Source organism: Modestobacter lacusdianchii (assembly GCF_054177765.1).
Genome location: NZ_JBJJTJ010000002.1, coordinates 181,348 through 196,682, shown reverse-complemented (window position 1 = coordinate 196,682; position 15,335 = coordinate 181,348). Strand labels below are relative to the sequence as shown.

The following is a 15,335-nucleotide window of genomic DNA, read 5'->3' as shown; positions in this document are numbered from 1 at the left end:
CTCATGCTCGGCGCCGTGCTGGCGCTCTACCTGCGGAGGATGGGAGATTCGAACTCCCGAGGGCTTGCACCCAACCCGCTTTCCAAGCGAGCGCCATAGGCCACTAGGCGAATCCTCCAAGTGCGTGGCCACTGTACCGGGCACCCTGGAGGCGGTGCGCTGCTCCCCTCCCTCCCGAGCGGCCCCCGCGCCTCCGGGGTGGTTGAGTGATCACCCGGGACGGCGCCCGCCGCGACCCCTGGACCGGAGGACGGACATGAGCGAGACCGAGCAGGTGCGCCCGGAGGTGGTGGCCGCGATCGTCACCGCCCTGCAGCAGACCGACCCCAGCAACCTCCCGGCCGACGCGACCCGCGCCGAGAAGGACGCGGCCAAGGACGCCTACCTGTCCGGCATGGTCGCCGACCGTGCCCAGCGGGACCGGCAGAGCCGCGCGTGGGAGCTGCTGCTGACCCGCGGGCACCAGGACCCGCCGAGCTGGCAGCAGCTGTTCGACGAGCTGCCCGAGTCCTCCGTCGCCGAGCTCGGTGAGCTGTTCGACGCGCTGCCCGAGGGGGCCCAGGCGGAGTACGCGCGCCGCTACGGGGCCCCGGTCTCCGCCTGATCCACGACCGGCCGGACGCACGGTGACCTCGCCTGGTGCCCGGGTCGCCGGGCGCTACCTGCTGCGCTCGCGACTCGGCGGCGGCGCGATGGGCGCGGTGTGGCTGGCCCGCGACGAGCTGCTGGGGCGCGACGTCGCCGTCAAGCAGGTGATCGTGCCGATGGGCAGCGACCCCGAGGCGACCGCCGGGCACCGCGAGGCGGCGATGCGGGAGGGCCGGATCGCCGCGCGGATCTCCCACCCGCACGCCGTCTCGGTCTACGACATGGTCGACGACGGCGGGACGCCGTGGCTGGTCATGGAGCACCTGCCCTCGCGCAGCCTGGCGACGGTGCTGGCCGAGCGGGGCACGCTGCCGGTCGGGCAGGTCGCCCAGATCGGCGCGCAGGTGGCCGACGCGCTGGTCGCGGTGCACGCCGCCGGCGTCGTCCACCGGGACGTGAAGCCGGGCAACATCCTGATCGGCGAGGGCCCGCGCAGCGACGGCCTGGTGAAGATCACCGACTTCGGCATCTCCCGAGCCCGCGGGGACGTCTCGCTGACCCAGACCGGCGTGGTCAAGGGCACGCCCGCCTATCTCGCACCGGAGGTGGCCCGCGGCCGTGAGCCGGACGAGGCCAGCGACGTCTTCTCCCTCGGGGCGACGCTCCACGCCTGCCTCGAGGGCACCCCGCCGTTCGGGATGACCGAGAACCCGCTGGAGATGCTCCACCGGGTCGCCGGCGGGGACGTCGCCCGACCGCGCAACGCCGGTGCGCTCAGCCGCCCGCTGATGCGGATGCTGCACAACGACCCGACCAAGCGCCCGACGATGGCGCAGGTGCGCGACCAGCTGGCGAAGCTGGCCGCCGGCAAGGACCGGGACGTCACCGAGGTGCTCACCGCCCGCACCCCGCTGGCGCCGACCCTCGCCGACCTCCGCCCCGGGGCGCCGGCCGGCGGGCCGGGCACCGTCACGGAGCTGCCGGCGCCCTCGGCCACAGCCCGGCCACCAGCCGCGCCGGACGACGGGGGCACGGCCGGGCCGGACGGTGCGGGCACGGCCGGGCCGGACGACGCGACCGTGACGGGGCCCGCCGCAGCCGCGACCGGGGCGGTGGCCGGGCCCGACGCTGCGGCAGGGCCGCCGGCCGGGGCCGCGCCCGAGGGCGACACGCGTCCAGGTGCGGGGAGCGCACCCGGGACGTCGGCGCACCCGGCAGCCGCTCGGCGGGCGCGTCGGCGGGGCCGGCTGCTGGCGGTCGCCGCCGTGCTGGTGATCGCGCTGCTCGGCACGGTCGGCGGCATCTGGCTGACCACCCGGGGCGACGACGGCGGCGCCCCCTCGGCTGCCGACAGCAGCGCGGCCCGGACGCCGTCGTCCAGCTCCCCCTCGCCGACGGAGCAGGAGACGACCCAGCCGGAGACGACGGCGCCGACGACCGAGGAGACGACGTCGCCCACGCCCACCCCGACGCCGACCCCGACGCCGACACCGACGCCGACACCTCCGCCCGCACCGTCGACCCCGGCCGGGCCGGCGCCGGGCTCGGCCGCCGAGGTCGAGCAGACGATCGCGGACTACTACGCGCTGCTGCCGGGCAACGCGTCGGCCGCCTGGGAGCTCACCGGGCCACGGCTGCGGGCGGAGATCGGCAGCCGGGCGGACTACCTGGCCTTCTGGAGCCAGTTCCGCAGCGTCAGCCGCGGGGAGGTGCAGGCCCAGGACGGGTCACTGGTCGCCTCGATGCCGGTGACCTTCACCGGGCGGGACGGCAGCGTGAGCGCCGAGCAGCACGAGATCACCCTGGTCCGGGGTGCCGACGGCCGGCTGCTGGTCGACTACGACCTGCCGGTGTGATCGGGAGGCCGGGGCGCTCCAGCGACACGGCGCGGCCGGGGACGAACGCGAGGAGGCGGCGCCCCGTGCGGGGCGCCGCCTCCTCGGCTGGCGGTGGCGGTGGGATTTGAACCCACGGAGGCTTGCACCTCACACGCTTTCGAGGCGTGCTCCTTCGGCCGCTCGGACACGCCACCGCCGGAGAGACTACAGGCCCCGCTTCGAGCGGAAGAAGGCGCGTAGCAGCGCGCCGGACTCCTCGGCCCGCACCCCGGCGACGACCTCGGGCCGGTGGTTGAGCCGCCGGTCCCGGACGACGTCCCACAGCGACCCGGCCGCACCGGCCTTCGGGTCGTCGGCGCCGTAGACCACCCGCGCCACCCGGGACAGCACGCTGGCCCCGGCGCACATCGTGCAGGGCTCCAGGGTGACCACCAGGGTCGCGCCGGTCAGCCGCCAGCCGTCACCGTGGGCGGCCGCCGCGGCCCGCAGGGCCAGCACCTCGGCGTGCGCGGTCGGGTCACCCCGCTTCTCCCGCTCGTTGGCCGCCTCGGCCAGCACCGCGCCGTCCGGCCCGAGGACGACGGCACCGATCGGGGTGTCGCCCCACTCCTGGGCCGCGGCGGCCAGCTCCAGGCCCCGCAGCATCGCGCTGTCGACGTCCACCGGGCCGGTCACCGCAGCTCGATGCCGGTGAGCTCGGCCAGCTGGGTGAGCGCGGCGTCCGGGTCGACCACCTTGATCGTGTGCATCCCCAGGGCGCGGGCGGGCTTCAGGTTGATGCCGAGGTCGTCCAGGTAGGCGCAGTCGGCGGGCTCGATCGCCCGGCCGACCGCCGCGGACAGCCGCTGCACGGCCAGCGGGTAGATGGCCGGCTCCGGCTTGCGGATGCCCTCCACCGAGGACTCGACGACGGCGTCGAACAGGGCCAGCAGCTCCCCCAGCCGCCCGGCCCGCGGCATCGGGGCGACGTTGTTCGACAGCAGTGCCAGCGGCAGCCCGGCCGCCTTGAGCCGGCCGACCGCGGCGACCATGGCCGGGCGCAGTTCGCCGGCCAGCGCGGCGAGCACCCGGCCGGCGTCCACGGTGTACCCGGCCGCGGCGGCCTCGCCCTCGAAGGCGGCCCGGAAGCCCGACTCGTCCAGCTCCCGGCGCTCGTACCGGGCCCAGGCGTTGGTGTCCGGGTCGGTGCTGTTCAGCCGGCGGATCAGCCCGTCGGGCAGCGACGCCTCGGCCTCGTAGGCGGCGAAGGCGGTCATCGGGCTCTCGGTGAGCACGCCACCCAGGTCGAACACGACCGCCTGCACGGTCACGGGGCCGCCACCGCGGTCAGCTCGGCGGCGAAGCCGAGCCGCTCGGCGATCCGCAGCACCATCTCGTCGGCCCACAGGTCGTCGGCGTCCAGCAGCCGGCCCAGCTCCTCGGCGGGCAGGCCGGCGTCGGCGAAGACGTCCAGGTCGCCACCGGGCCAGCCCTGCTCGTCGTCGTCGAAGGCGTCGTCGATCGTCGTCCCGGTCTGCACCTCGATGCCGTAGCGCTCCACGACCTCGGCAGCCAGCAGCCACTCCTGGAACGAGGCGTCGGAGATCAGCGCCCGGACCATCCCCCCGGGGCCGTGCCGCAGCACCACGAAGTAGAGCCGGCTGTCGACGACGAGGACGAACGGGCCCGGCCACTCCGCCGGGCCGGGCTCGCCGAGGGCACGTTCCAGCACCGGGAGCTCGTCGTCGGCGTCGGCGGCCAGCAGGTCGACCTGCCACCGCCCGCCGGCGCGGCCGACGCGGACGGCGAAGCTCTGCCGCAACGCGGTGCCGGGGTCCGGGGAGGGGGCCATAGCCTGTAGATCATGGCCGACGCCTCCCCCGACGACCGCGCGCCGGCCTTCCCGGTGCCGACGATGCCCGCGCCCCCCGTGTCGGTGGTCGGGCTGGGCCAGCTCGGGGGCTCGCTGGCCGCCGCGCTGGCCGCCGCCGGGCGCGCGGTGTCCGGCTGGGACGTCGACCCCGCCGCCCGCGCCGTCGCCGAGTCCCACGGCGTGTTCGTGACCCAGGAGCTCACCGGCGTCGTCGTGCTCGCCGTCCCACTGCCGGTGCTGGGCACCGCGCTCGACGGGCTGCGCATCGACCCCGGCGCCACGGTCACCGACGTCGGCTCGGTCAAGGTGCCGGTGCTCGCCGAGCTGGGCGCGACGCTCAGTGACCGGTTCGTCGGCGGCCACCCGATGTGCGGGACGGAACGGTCCGGCCCGGACGCCGTCGACCCGGAGCTGTTCCGCGGCGCGCGCTGGGCGCTGTGCCTGGAGCCGGGCACCGACCTGCGCCGCTGGCTGCGGGTCGCCGAGATCGCCCTGGCCGTGGGCGCGGAGGTCGTCCCGGTGACCGCCGCCGAGCACGACGACGCCGTCGCCGCGATCAGCGCCGTCCCGCACCTGCTCGCCGCGGCGCTGGCCGCCGCCGCCGGGCAGGCCGGCCCGCTGGCCCTCTCGCTGGCCGCCGGCAGCTTCCGGGACGGCACCCGGGTGGCCGCCAGCGACCCGGCGTTCGTCACCGCGCTCGTGCAGGGCAACGCCGGGCCGGCCGCGGCCGCGCTGGACCGGGTGCGCGCCCAGCTCGACCGGCCGGTGCCCGAGCTGGTCGCCGACGGGCACGCGGTGCGCACCGACGCCCCCGGACGCCGCCCGGTGCGCGTCCCGCTGGACCGGGCGGCGCTGCTCTCGCTGGGCCGCGCCGGTGGGGCCGTGACCCGGCGGCTGGCCGCCTTCGTCGAGGGCTGGGTGCCCGATCGGCCGTGACCCGCAGGCGTGGGCGGCCACCGGAGCGGGCAAGGTGATCACCACGCCGACCCGGACCACCAGGCACGAGGAGAGGGAGACGATGGACGACAAGGACATCCGCAGCAAGATCGAGGCGCTGGTCGAGGAGGAGCACGCGCTCCGCAACGCCAGTGAGCACACCGACGAGCAGCGCGCCCGGCTCAAGCAGATCGAGGAGGACCGGGACCAGCTCTGGGACCTGCTCCGCCAGCGGGACGCCAAGCGGCAGTACGGCGAGGACCCCGACGAGGCGCAGCCCCGCCCGGAGCCGCAGGTGGAGAACTACCTCCAGTAGCCGCCCGACGACGGCCGTGTCGGCCGACATGGCCGTTGCTCGGCCCGACCCAGCGGCCGTGTTCGCCGACATGGCCGCCGGACGTCCGTCAGGGGCGGGGCGCCGGCCGGTGCTCGGCCGCCAGGAGCGCCAGCTGCCACAGCAGGCGCACCCGGGGGTCGGTCACCGTCCGGCCGGTGACCTGCTCGATCCGACGCAGCCGGTGCATGACCGTGTTGCGGTGGCAGTAGAGCTGGTCGGCCGCCCGGGTCGGCGACCCGTCCGCGGCGAGGAACGCCGTGAGGGTGTCCAGCAGCACGTCGCGCTCGTCGCCGGGCAGGTCCAGCAACCGCCCGAGGCACTGGTCGACCAGCCGCCGGGTGATCTCCGGGGAGCTGCTGAGCAACGCCTCCGGCAGGCGGTCGTCGATGGACACCACCCGGGCGGCACCCGGCGGCAGGGTGCGGGCCGCGGTGTCGGCCAGCCGCCAGGCCGACCCGACGGACGGCGCGCCCTCCACCACCGCCGACACCCCGACCGGCCCGCGGGCGAGCTCCCCGAGCCAGCCGAGCACGTCCTCGACGCGGCGGGAGCCCAGCGCCACCACCCCGACCTGCGCCCCGGAGCGCCAGCCCCACACCGACCGCACGCCGCGCTTGAGCAGCCGGGCGGCCGGGTCGGCCAGGGTCGGGCTGCCCGCGTCGTCCGGGGGCGCGACCGCGCAGACGAGCCGGCCGTCCAGCGGCAGCGCGAGCAGCTCCGACGCCGTCCGGACGAACACCGGGTCACCGCCCCGACCCCCGAGCAGGCCGTCGAGCACCTGCTGGCGCGCCTGGTCGTCGATGCCGGCCAGCCGCCGCTCCTCGGCCCGGTAGGCCTCGGCCAGCGCAGCGCACTGCACGTCGTTGACGTGCCACACCGAGCCGGCCACCTCGAGCAGGACGTCGCTGTCCCCCGGCGCCTCCGACGCCCGCGCCGCGGCCCGCAGCGCCTCCCAGGTGACCTGCCCACCCAGCCGGTAGGCGCGCAGCACGGTCTCCAGCGGCACCCCCTGGATCGCCCGGCGGCGGCCGACCTCCCGGGCCGCGGTGAGCGCGGCGCGGCCACCGTCGTCGGCATCGCCCATCAGGGTGCGCACGGCTCGTTCGAGGTTGGCCCGGCCGGACTCGAAGAGCTCGGCACGCACCACGGGCCCCTGCTCGGTGTACGCGCCCTCGGTGCGCTCGAGGATGCTGACCATCCGGGACGTCATCTCGTCCAGCTGCTCCAGCAACGGCGGGGCGAGCTCGGCCAGTCGCGCGGCGACCTCGGGTCGGAACGGTTGCACGCCGCCACCTCTCTGTGACACACGGCACATCGCACAAGCGATCCGACTGATCACTGTGCTGGCCGCCCATTGTGACGGCTCTCACGGCACTCCACGCTCGGGGTGTCGGATCACCCGACGCTCGTCAGCCGCGGCATGCCCGGCGGGCGGGGACACCCGAGGCAAAGGAGCCGTGGGCCCGTTGGCGCAGCCGACCCCGAGCGCAGGCAGTACCGCGACCGACCGCCAGCCCGGCCGGGACCGGAGCCCGGACCCGGCCGCCCGGCTCGAGATGACCGGGATCTCGGTCTCCTTCGGTGGCGTCACCGCCCTCTCCGACGTCTCGCTCGTCGTCGAACCCGGCCAGGTGCACGGCCTGATCGGCCCGAACGGCGCGGGCAAGACGACGCTGTTCAACGTCGCCTGCGGCCTCGTCCGGCCCTCCGCCGGCGAGATGACCTGGCGGGGCAGTGCGGTGCGCCGGCTGCGGCCGCACCAGCTGGCCGGTCTCGGCATCTCCCGCACCCTGCAGGGCGTCGGGCTCTTCGCCGGGATGACGGTGCTGGAGAACGTCATGGTCGGCGCCCACCGGCACGCCCGGGCCGGCTTCGCCTCCGCGCTGCTCGCCCTGCCGCGCTCGGACAAGGACGAGCGTGAGCTGCGCGCCCGGGCCGCGGCCGCGCTGGCCGACCTGGGTGCCTCCCGGTACGCCGACCGCTACCCCGGCGGCCTGCCCTACCCGGTGCAGAAGCGGGTCGCGCTGGCCCGCGCCCTGGTCGCCGACCCCGACCTGCTGCTCCTCGACGAGCCCGCCAGCGGCCTGGCCGAGGACGAGATGCACGAGCTCGGCGAGCTGATCCGCACCCTCTCCGGCCGGATGAGCGTGCTGCTGGTCGAGCACCACATGGACCTGGTCATGCGGGTCTGCGACCGGATCACCGTCCTGGACTCCGGCCGGCAGATCTCCGCCGGCACCCCGGCCGAGGTGCAGGCCGACCCGGCCGTCACCGAGGCCTACCTCGGGGACGACGTCGACGTCGAGTCCGACGCCGCCGAGCTGACCGCACCACAGGGAGGTCGCCACCGTGACTGAGGCCCGTACCTCCGGCAGCACCGCCGTCACCACCGCCGGCGGTGGCACCGCCACCGCGCCCGCCCTGCTGGAGATCGAGGGGCTCACCAGCTCCTACGGCCCGGTCCGCGCGCTGGACGGGGTGTCGCTGAGCGCCGAGGCCGGCCGGATCACCGCCGTCCTGGGGGCCAACGGCGCCGGGAAGACGACCCTGCTGCGCACCGTCAGCGGCCTGGTGCGGTGCTCCGCCGGCCGGGTGACCCTCGGCGGGGAGGACATCACCTCCGCACCGGTCGAGGCGATGGTCGGCAAGGGCATGGCCCACGTGCCCGAGGGGCGGGGCGTCATCGCCGAGCTCACCGTCGACGAGAACCTGCGGGTCGGGTCGCTGTTCCGCGGCAAGGTCGGCCGGGACGAGTTCGACCGCGTCTACGACCTCTTCCCCCGGATCGCCGAGCGCCGCGACCAGCCGGCGCACGTGCTCTCCGGCGGTGAGCGGCAGATGCTCGTCATCGGCCGAGCGCTGATCGCCCGGCCCCGGATCCTGCTGCTGGACGAGCCCTCGCTGGGCCTGGCCCCCCGCATCGTGGCGCAGATCTTCGGCCTGCTCCGGCACCTGGTCGACACCGAGGGCCTCTCGGTCCTGCTGGTCGAGCAGAACGCCCGCAGTGCGCTGTCGGTCGCCGACGTCGGCGTCGTCCTCAACCTGGGCCGCGTGGTGGTGACCGACTCCGCGCGCACGCTGATGGGCGACGAGGACCTCCGCCACGCCTACCTGGGCTTCTGACCCGCCCTCCCGAGAACCCGTACAGCCAGGAAGGCGCCTCCGTCGTGCAGCAGTTCATCAACGTCACCCTCACCGGGCTGACCGAGGGCATGGTCTACGCGGCCTTCGCCCTCGCCCTGGTGCTGATCTGGCGGTCCACCCGGATCGTCAACTTCGCCCAGGGCTCGATGGCCGCGGCCACCGCGTTCATCGCCCTGGCCCTGATCCAGTCCGGCTGGTCGTACTGGGCCGCGCTGGTCGTCTCCCTGGTCTCCGGCTTCGTGCTCGGCGCGGTGGTCGAGCGGGTCGTCGTCCGGCGGGTCGAGGGCGGGCCGGAGCTCAACGCGGTGATCGTGACCCTCGGCCTGTTCGTCGCCATCCAGGCCGGCATCGCGATCGTCTTCGGCTCCTCGTTCCAGTCGTTCCCCACCCCGTTCGGGCTGCAGGGCTTCCAGATCGGCGACAGCCGGATCGCCTTCACCCCGACCAGCCTCTACGTCATCGGCGCCGTGCTGATCACGATGGGCCTGCTGGTGGCGCTCTTCCGGTTCACCCGGGTCGGGCTGGCCATGCGGGCGTCGGCCTTCGGCCAGGAGGTCGCCCGGCTGCTCGGCGTCCGGGTCGGCCGGATGCTCACCCTCGGCTGGGGGCTGGCCGCGGTCGTCGGCTCGCTGGCCGGGCTGCTCATCGCCGGTGGCGAGTTCATCTACCCGGCCTACATGGACAGCCTGATCGTCTTCGGCTTCGTCGCCGCGGTGCTCGGCGGGCTCGACTCCCCCATCGGCGCCGTCGTCGGTGGGCTGGTCCTCGGCCTGGCGCTCAGCTACGTCAGCGGCTACGTCCCGCGCGGCAGCGCCCTGGTCAACGTCTCGGCCCTGGTCATCCTCATGGTGGTCCTGCTGGTCCGCCCCGGTGGCCTGTTCGCCAGCAGCACGGCCCGGAGGGCATGACGATGAGCGACCTGAAGAGCACCGCCACGGACACCCCCACGGCCGGCCGAGCCTCCTCGAGCGCCCCCACCGAGGCGACCGCCGGGGCCGACCAGCCCACCGCCACCCGCCGCCGCAGCCTGCTGCCCAGCAGCACGCTGCTCCGGCACCTGCTGCTGCTCGCGCTCGCCGCGGTGGGTGCGGTGGTGCTGCTGGAGGTCACCGACCCGTTCACCAACTCGCAGTTGGCGACGCTGAGCTACTACGCGATCGCCGCCGGCGGGCTCACCGTGCTGACCGGCATGAACGGCCAGATCTCCCTCGGCCACGGCGCGCTGATGGCCGTCGGCGCGTACACCACCGCGCTGTTCCTCTCCGCCGAGGAGCCGCTGCCGCTCCCGCTGATCCTGCTGGCCGGCATCGTGGTGGCCACCGCGGTCGGCGCCCTGGTCGGCGTCGCCGCCGCCCGCCTGCACGGCCCCTACCTGGCCGGGGCCACCCTCGCCCTCGCGGTCGGGCTGCCCGGGCTCGCCATCTACTTCCACGACTGGCTCGGTGGCGAGCAGGGCCTGCGGGTGCGGGCACCCCGGGCGCCGGAGGCCTTCGACTCCTTCATCAGCACGGTCTCGGGCAACTCGGCGACCAACACCAAGTGGCTGGCCTACGTCGGCGCCGTCTGCCTGCTGATCACGTACTTCCTGCTGGCCAACCTGGTGCGCAGCCGGATCGGCCGCACCTGGCGGGCGGTGCGCGACCAGGAGGTCGCCGCCGAGCTGGCCGGGATCAACCTCGGCGCCTGGCGGGTGCTCGCCTTCACCGTCAGCGCCGCCGCCGCCGGACTGGCCGGCGGGGTGCTGGCCCTCGTCGTCCGGCTGGCCGCGCCCAGCGGCTTCACCCTCGTCCTGTCGCTGTCGCTGCTCACCGCGATCGTGATCGGCGGGCTCGGCAGCCTGCTCGGCGCCCTGCTCGGGTCGGCGCTGCTGGTGTTCCTGCCGCCGTTCGTCACCGACCTGGGCGCCGGCTGGGGCCTGGACAACACCGAGGCCGCCCAGCTGGCCCCCTTCGTCTACGGCGTGGTGCTCATCGTGGCGATGATCTTCGCCCCCGCCGGCTTCATCGGCACCCTCCGCATGCGCTGGCTCACCAGCCGGGCGAAGCGGTCGGCTGCTCGCTCGAGCGGGGGGTGAGCACGACCCGACCGGCCCGCCGCTCCCGGCCCCTCGACTCCCCACCCACTCCCGGGCAACGCCGCCCGGACCGCACCAGAGGAGATCAGTTGTCCACTTCCTCCCGACGCGCCATGACCGTCCTGGCCGCAGCAACCGTCGTCTCCACCCTCGCCGCCTGCGGCGGGGGCGACGACGGCGGTGGCGGCAGCAGCGGCGGTGGCGGCGACAGCAGCGCCAACGAGGCCTCCGACATCGGCATCACCGAGACCTCGATCAAGCTCGGCGCCCACTTCCCGCTCACCGGCGTGGCCGCCCCCGGCTACAGCGAGATCCCGACCGGCGCACAGGCGTACTACGAGTGCCTCAACCAGCAGGGCGGGGTGAACGGCCGGGAGATCGAGTACATCTACCGCGACGACGCCTACAACCCCTCCACCACCAGCCAGGTGGTCAACCAGCTGGTCCTGGAGGACGAGGTCTTCGCCATCGTCGGCGGCCTCGGCACCCCGACCCACAGCGCGGTCCTGGACTTCCTGAACAGCGAGGGCGTGCCCGACCTGTTCGTCTCCTCCGGCTCGCTGCTGTGGGGCGACGACCCGGAGACCAACCCGTACACGTTCGGCTGGCAGACCGACTACATGAGCGAGGGCAAGATCATCGGCGACTACATCGCCGAGAACTACCCCGACGCCCAGGTCGGCCTCTTCCTCCAGGACGACGACTTCGGCGAGGACGGCGAGGCGGGCATCCGGGAGTACATCGACGACCAGATCGTGGCCGCCGAGCGCTACACCCCGGGCAACACCAACGTCGGCCCGCAGATCGCCGCGCTGCAGGCCGCCGGCGCCGACTTCGTCGTCGGCTTCAACGTGCCCAGCTACACCGCGCTCTCCCAGCTGGCCGCCCTGCAGCTGGGCTACGACCCGCAGTGGTTCTACTCGAACGTGGGCTCGGACCCGACGCTGGTCGGCAACCTGCTGAACAACTTCTCGCAGGGCAAGGTGAGCGACGCCAGCCTGCTCGACGGCGCGCTGACCACCGACTACCTGCCGACGGTCGACGAGCCGGACAACCCGTGGGTGCAGGAGTTCCAGCGGATCTGGGACGAGTGCGGCGGCGAGGGTGAGCTGACCAACTACCGGATCTACGGGATGGCGCAGGCCTACACCACGGTCCAGGCGCTGCAGGCGGCCGGGCAGAACCCGACCCGCGACGGCCTGGTCGAGGCCATCGAGACCGCCGGTGGCGACTGGGAGGGCCCGGTGCTCGCGCCGTTCCGCTACTCCGCGGACAGCCACATGGGCACCGCCGGCATGTCGATCAGCCGGATCACCGGCACCACGACCGAGGAGGTCGCACCGGTGCAGCTGACCGACATCGGCGACGCCGAGATCGAGGCCTACGACGGTGAGCCGGCCGAGGTGCCGGAGAACGGCATCCCGAACGAGGAGTCGGTCGTCGACTAGCAGCAGGACGACGCCGGACGGGCCGTCGGTCTCCCTCACGGGGGCCGGCGGCCCGTCGCACGTCGGGGGTCGGCGGAACACTTCGGCTCCGAAGTGTGTGCGGAGTTGATCTCCTGGGTAGGGGGCGCGGGACCCGCGGGGCAGGACGCGTGGGCTCGGCAGACAGGAGAGGTCATGGCGGTACAGGGACCGGTACGGAGCACCCGGGACGTCCGGCGTGCGGTGGTGACCGGCGGGGCCGGCTTCCTCGGCTCACACCTGTGCGAGCAGCTGCTGGACCGCGGCGTCGAGGTCGTCTGCCTGGACAACTTCCTCACCGGCTCGCCGCAGAACGTGCTGCACCTGATGGAGCACCCCGGCTTCCGGCTGGTGCGCTGCGACGTCACCGACTACGTGCACGTGCCCGGCCCGGTCGACCTGGTGCTGCACTTCGCCTCCCCGGCCAGCCCGCTGGACTACCTGAAGATGCCGATCGAGACCCTCAAGGTCGGCAGCCTGGGCACCCTGCACACCCTGGGCCTGGCCAAGGAGAAGGGCGCCCGCTACCTGCTGGCCAGCACCTCGGAGGTGTACGGCGACCCGCTGCAGCACCCGCAGCGGGAGGACTACTGGGGCAACGTCAACCCGGTGGGGCCGCGCGGGGTCTACGACGAGGCCAAGCGGTTCAGCGAGGCGCTCACCACCGCCTATCGGACGTCGCAGGGCACCGACACCGCGATCGTCCGCATCTTCAACACCTACGGCCCGCGGATGCGCGCCGACGACGGCCGGGCCATCCCCGCCTTCGTCGGCCAGGCGCTCGCCGGCCGGCCGCTGACCGTCGCCGGTGACGGCTCGCAGACCCGCTCCATCTGCTACGTCGACGACACCGTCCGCGGCATCCTGGCGCTGGCCCTCTCCACCGAGACCGGCCCGATGAACATCGGCAACCCCGACGAGCTGTCCATGCTCGACCTGGCCCGCTGGATCGTCGCGCTCACCGACTCCGACTCCGAGATCGGGTTCATCGACCTGCCGGTCGACGACCCGAAGGTCCGCCGTCCCGACACCACCCTCGCCACCGAGGCGCTGGGCTGGGCTCCGACGGTGAGCTCCGAGGAGGGCCTGCGCCGCACGGTCGCGTGGTTCGCCGCCCAGCGGGAGGCCGCAGCCGCGCAGGCCGGCTGAGGCAGCCGCCGTTCGGGAGGGCTGAGGCAGGGGCCGTCGCAGGCACGCTCGCGACCGACCGGCAGTGCGGTCGATCTCGCCGGACGAGGGGTCGACGAGCGCTGTTCTCTGGGTAGAGTCACCGACCGACCGCTGCCCGTGCGCGCCACGCGTGGACGGGGCTCAGCACGGTGCCACGAGACGACGGAGAACTCAGATGGGGCGCCACGCCCACCCTCGCGCCCATGCCCGGGCCCGGTCGCGGACGTCCGGCCGCCGCCCGGCCCTGCTCGCCGGCCTGTCCGCCCTGCTGGTCGCGGTGGTCGTCGCCGCACTGGTCTGGTGGGTCTCCGGGCGCGACGGCTCGACCGCCGAGGCCGCGGAGTGCGCGGACCCCCAGACGGTGCGGGTCACCGTCGCCCCCGAGCTCGGCCCGCTGGCCGAGCAGCTGCTGTCGGACCCGCTGCCGCTGGACGACTCCGCCTGCGCCGTGGCCGAGGTGACCGCCACCGAGCCCCTGCAGACGCTGGCCGCGCTCGGCTCGCTGGACGCCGCCGCGCTGCCGCAGGTGTGGGTGCCCGACTCCTCGCTGTGGGCCGCTCGGGCCGGCAGCACCCAGCTCGAGGCCGCCGGCTCGCTGGCCACCTCCCCCCTGGTCCTGGCGACGAGCCGGGCCGCCGCCGACGAGCTCGGCTGGACCGCGACGCCCCCGACCTGGGGCGAGGCCCTGGGCACCGGGCGACCGCTGGCCGTCCCCGACCTGGCCGCCAGCGCCGAGGGCCTGTCCGTGCTCGCCGCCGTCCGCCAGTCGCTGGGTGGGGACGAGGACGCCGACAACGCCGTGGTCCAGGCCGTGCTGGCCGCCGGCCGCGGCGACGTCCCGACCGTCGCCGACGCCCTCGCCGCCGGCACCGACGGTGGGGCCGACGCCCCGCTCGTGCCGGTCAGCGAGCAGGAGGTGCTCACCACGAACCGGGCGGCGGGCTCGGACTCGCTGGTGGCGGTCTACCCCAGTGACGGCTCCCCCGCCCTGGACTACCCCGTGCTCCGCGTCGGGGCCCCCGAGGGCGACGCGGCCGCCGCCGTCGATGCCGCCGTGAGCGCGCTGACCGCGGACGCGGCCGCCGCCGAGGCCCGCGCGGCCGGCTTCCGCGACCAGGACGGCACCGCGCCGGAGGGCGCCGGCGCCGGCACGGGTGTGCAGGAGGCCGCGCCGGAGCAGCTGCAGCTCGACCCGGCGGCGCTGCAGGCGCTGCTCGGCCGGCTCGCCAGCCTGGCCACGCCGTCCCGGCTGCTCACCGTCATCGACGTCTCGACCTCGATGAACGCCCCGGCCGGCAACGGCACGCGAGCCACGCTGGCCCGGGACGCGACCAAGAGCGCACTCACCCTGCTGCCCGACTCCTACTCCGGCGGCGTCTGGGCGTTCGCCTACCAGCTGGACGGGGAGCGCGACTGGGTCGAGCTGGCGCCGCTGCGCACCTTCGGTGCCGATGCCGGCGGCCAGACCCACCGCGAGCTCATCGACGAGCAGTTCGACACGCTGCCGAGCCTGCTCTCCCCCGGCGGCACGGGCCTCTACGACACGACGCTGGCCGCGGTGCGCGCCGCCCGGGAGGCCTACGACCCGAACGCGGTGAACAGCGTCGTGCTGATCACCGACGGCGACAACGACGACGACGAGGCCGGCATCCAGCTCGAGCAGCTGCTGAGCACGCTGCGCGCCGAGGCCGATCCCGCACGGCCGGTCAAGGTCATCGGCATCGCGCTCGGCCCGGACGCCGACCTCGGGGCCCTCGAGCAGATCGGCGAGGCGACCGGGGGCGCGGCCTACCAGGCGCTCGACCCGGAGGACCTGCAGGGCGTGCTCTTCGACGCCATCCGCCGCCGCAACTGACCCCACCGCGCTCCCGCGCGACAGAGCACCGCGCTCTCGCGCGATGAAGCACCGCGCTTTCGCGCGGTAAAGCAC

Annotated in this window: 15 protein-coding genes and 2 tRNA genes; 11 read left to right on the top strand and 6 right to left on the bottom strand. The window is 74.8% G+C overall.

The genetic code is table 11. The annotated features are described in order from the left end of the window. Nucleotides 1-33 precede the first annotated feature (33 nt). Nucleotides 34-118, bottom strand: a tRNA-Ser gene (locus ACJTNH_RS02415). Nucleotides 119-256: 138 nt separating this feature from the next. On the opposite strand from ACJTNH_RS02415, the gene ACJTNH_RS02410 reads away from it, so the two are divergent. Both ACJTNH_RS02410 and ACJTNH_RS02405 read left to right on the top strand, forming a co-directional pair. Further along, on the top strand, nt 257-604 hold the full coding sequence (locus ACJTNH_RS02410; protein WP_458172676.1) for a hypothetical protein: 348 nt from the start codon (nt 257-259) through the stop codon (nt 602-604). A gap of 22 nt (nt 605-626) precedes the next feature. Further along, nucleotides 627-2,444, top strand: a complete 1,818-nt coding sequence (locus tag ACJTNH_RS02405; RefSeq protein ID WP_458172675.1) for a serine/threonine-protein kinase — start codon at nt 627-629, stop codon at nt 2,442-2,444. 88 nt (nt 2,445-2,532) lie between these two features. On the opposite strand, the gene ACJTNH_RS02400 is transcribed toward ACJTNH_RS02405, so the two are convergent. The 4 genes from ACJTNH_RS02400 to ACJTNH_RS02385 form a co-directional block, all read right to left on the bottom strand. Continuing rightward, nucleotides 2,533-2,620 (bottom strand) — tRNA-Ser (locus ACJTNH_RS02400). Between the two features lie 10 nt (nt 2,621-2,630). Further along, the gene (locus ACJTNH_RS02395; protein ID WP_458172674.1) at nt 2,631-3,101 is read right to left on the bottom strand and encodes a nucleoside deaminase; all 471 of its coding nucleotides are present in this window, start codon (nt 3,099-3,101) and stop codon (nt 2,631-2,633) included. After that, nucleotides 3,098-3,736 carry an HAD-IA family hydrolase gene (locus ACJTNH_RS02390; RefSeq protein WP_458172673.1) on the bottom strand — a complete coding sequence of 213 codons (639 nt, stop codon included), beginning with the start codon at nt 3,734-3,736 and terminating at the stop codon, nt 3,098-3,100. The genes ACJTNH_RS02395 and ACJTNH_RS02390 overlap by 4 nt, the downstream gene beginning before the upstream one ends. Continuing rightward, complete coding sequence (locus ACJTNH_RS02385) at nt 3,733-4,257, bottom strand: tRNA adenosine deaminase-associated protein (protein ID WP_458172672.1); 525 nt, start codon at nt 4,255-4,257, stop codon at nt 3,733-3,735. Before ACJTNH_RS02385 ends, ACJTNH_RS02390 begins: the two co-directional genes overlap by 4 nt. 12 nt (nt 4,258-4,269) lie before the next feature. Here ACJTNH_RS02385 and ACJTNH_RS02380 point away from each other — a divergent pair, with 12 nt between their 5' ends. Further along, nucleotides 4,270-5,214: a prephenate dehydrogenase gene (locus ACJTNH_RS02380; RefSeq protein ID WP_458172671.1), complete on the top strand. Its 945-nt coding sequence runs from the start codon at nt 4,270-4,272 to the stop codon at nt 5,212-5,214. Nucleotides 5,215-5,296: 82 nt separating this feature from the next. After that, a complete protein-coding gene (locus ACJTNH_RS02375) occupies nt 5,297-5,530 on the top strand; it encodes a DUF2630 family protein (RefSeq protein WP_458172670.1) in 234 nt (77 codons plus the stop codon). An 88-nt stretch (nt 5,531-5,618) separates the two neighbouring features. Here the strand turns inward: ACJTNH_RS02375 and ACJTNH_RS02370 are convergent, their stop codons facing one another. Then, on the bottom strand, nt 5,619-6,836 hold the full coding sequence (locus ACJTNH_RS02370) for a helix-turn-helix domain-containing protein (protein ID WP_458172669.1): 1,218 nt from the start codon (nt 6,834-6,836) through the stop codon (nt 5,619-5,621). A gap of 271 nt (nt 6,837-7,107) precedes the next feature. Between ACJTNH_RS02370 and ACJTNH_RS02365 the strand changes: the two genes are divergently transcribed. The 7 genes from ACJTNH_RS02365 to ACJTNH_RS02335 all read left to right on the top strand — a co-directional run bounded on the left by ACJTNH_RS02365 (nt 7,108) and on the right by ACJTNH_RS02335 (nt 15,260). Next, nucleotides 7,108-7,908, top strand: a complete 801-nt coding sequence (locus ACJTNH_RS02365; protein ID WP_458172668.1) for an ABC transporter ATP-binding protein — start codon at nt 7,108-7,110, stop codon at nt 7,906-7,908. Continuing rightward, nucleotides 7,901-8,674 carry an ABC transporter ATP-binding protein gene (locus ACJTNH_RS02360; RefSeq protein ID WP_458172667.1) on the top strand — a complete coding sequence of 258 codons (774 nt, stop codon included), beginning with the start codon at nt 7,901-7,903 and terminating at the stop codon, nt 8,672-8,674. The genes ACJTNH_RS02365 and ACJTNH_RS02360 overlap by 8 nt, the downstream gene beginning before the upstream one ends. A 44-nt stretch (nt 8,675-8,718) precedes the next feature. Further along, nucleotides 8,719-9,603 (top strand): branched-chain amino acid ABC transporter permease, encoded by an 885-nt coding sequence (locus tag ACJTNH_RS02355; RefSeq protein ID WP_458172666.1) that lies wholly within the window; start codon nt 8,719-8,721, stop codon nt 9,601-9,603. A gap of 2 nt (nt 9,604-9,605) precedes the next feature. Continuing rightward, the gene (locus tag ACJTNH_RS02350) at nt 9,606-10,769 is read left to right on the top strand and encodes a branched-chain amino acid ABC transporter permease (RefSeq protein WP_458172665.1); all 1,164 of its coding nucleotides are present in this window, start codon (nt 9,606-9,608) and stop codon (nt 10,767-10,769) included. An 89-nt stretch (nt 10,770-10,858) separates the two neighbouring features. Continuing rightward, complete coding sequence (locus tag ACJTNH_RS02345) at nt 10,859-12,217, top strand: ABC transporter substrate-binding protein (protein ID WP_458172664.1); 1,359 nt, start codon at nt 10,859-10,861, stop codon at nt 12,215-12,217. A 174-nt stretch (nt 12,218-12,391) separates the two neighbouring features. After that, complete coding sequence (locus tag ACJTNH_RS02340; protein ID WP_458172663.1) at nt 12,392-13,384, top strand: UDP-glucuronic acid decarboxylase family protein; 993 nt, start codon at nt 12,392-12,394, stop codon at nt 13,382-13,384. 196 nt (nt 13,385-13,580) lie between these two features. Next, on the top strand, nt 13,581-15,260 hold the full coding sequence (locus ACJTNH_RS02335) for a VWA domain-containing protein (RefSeq protein ID WP_458172662.1): 1,680 nt from the start codon (nt 13,581-13,583) through the stop codon (nt 15,258-15,260). Nucleotides 15,261-15,335 lie beyond the last annotated feature (75 nt).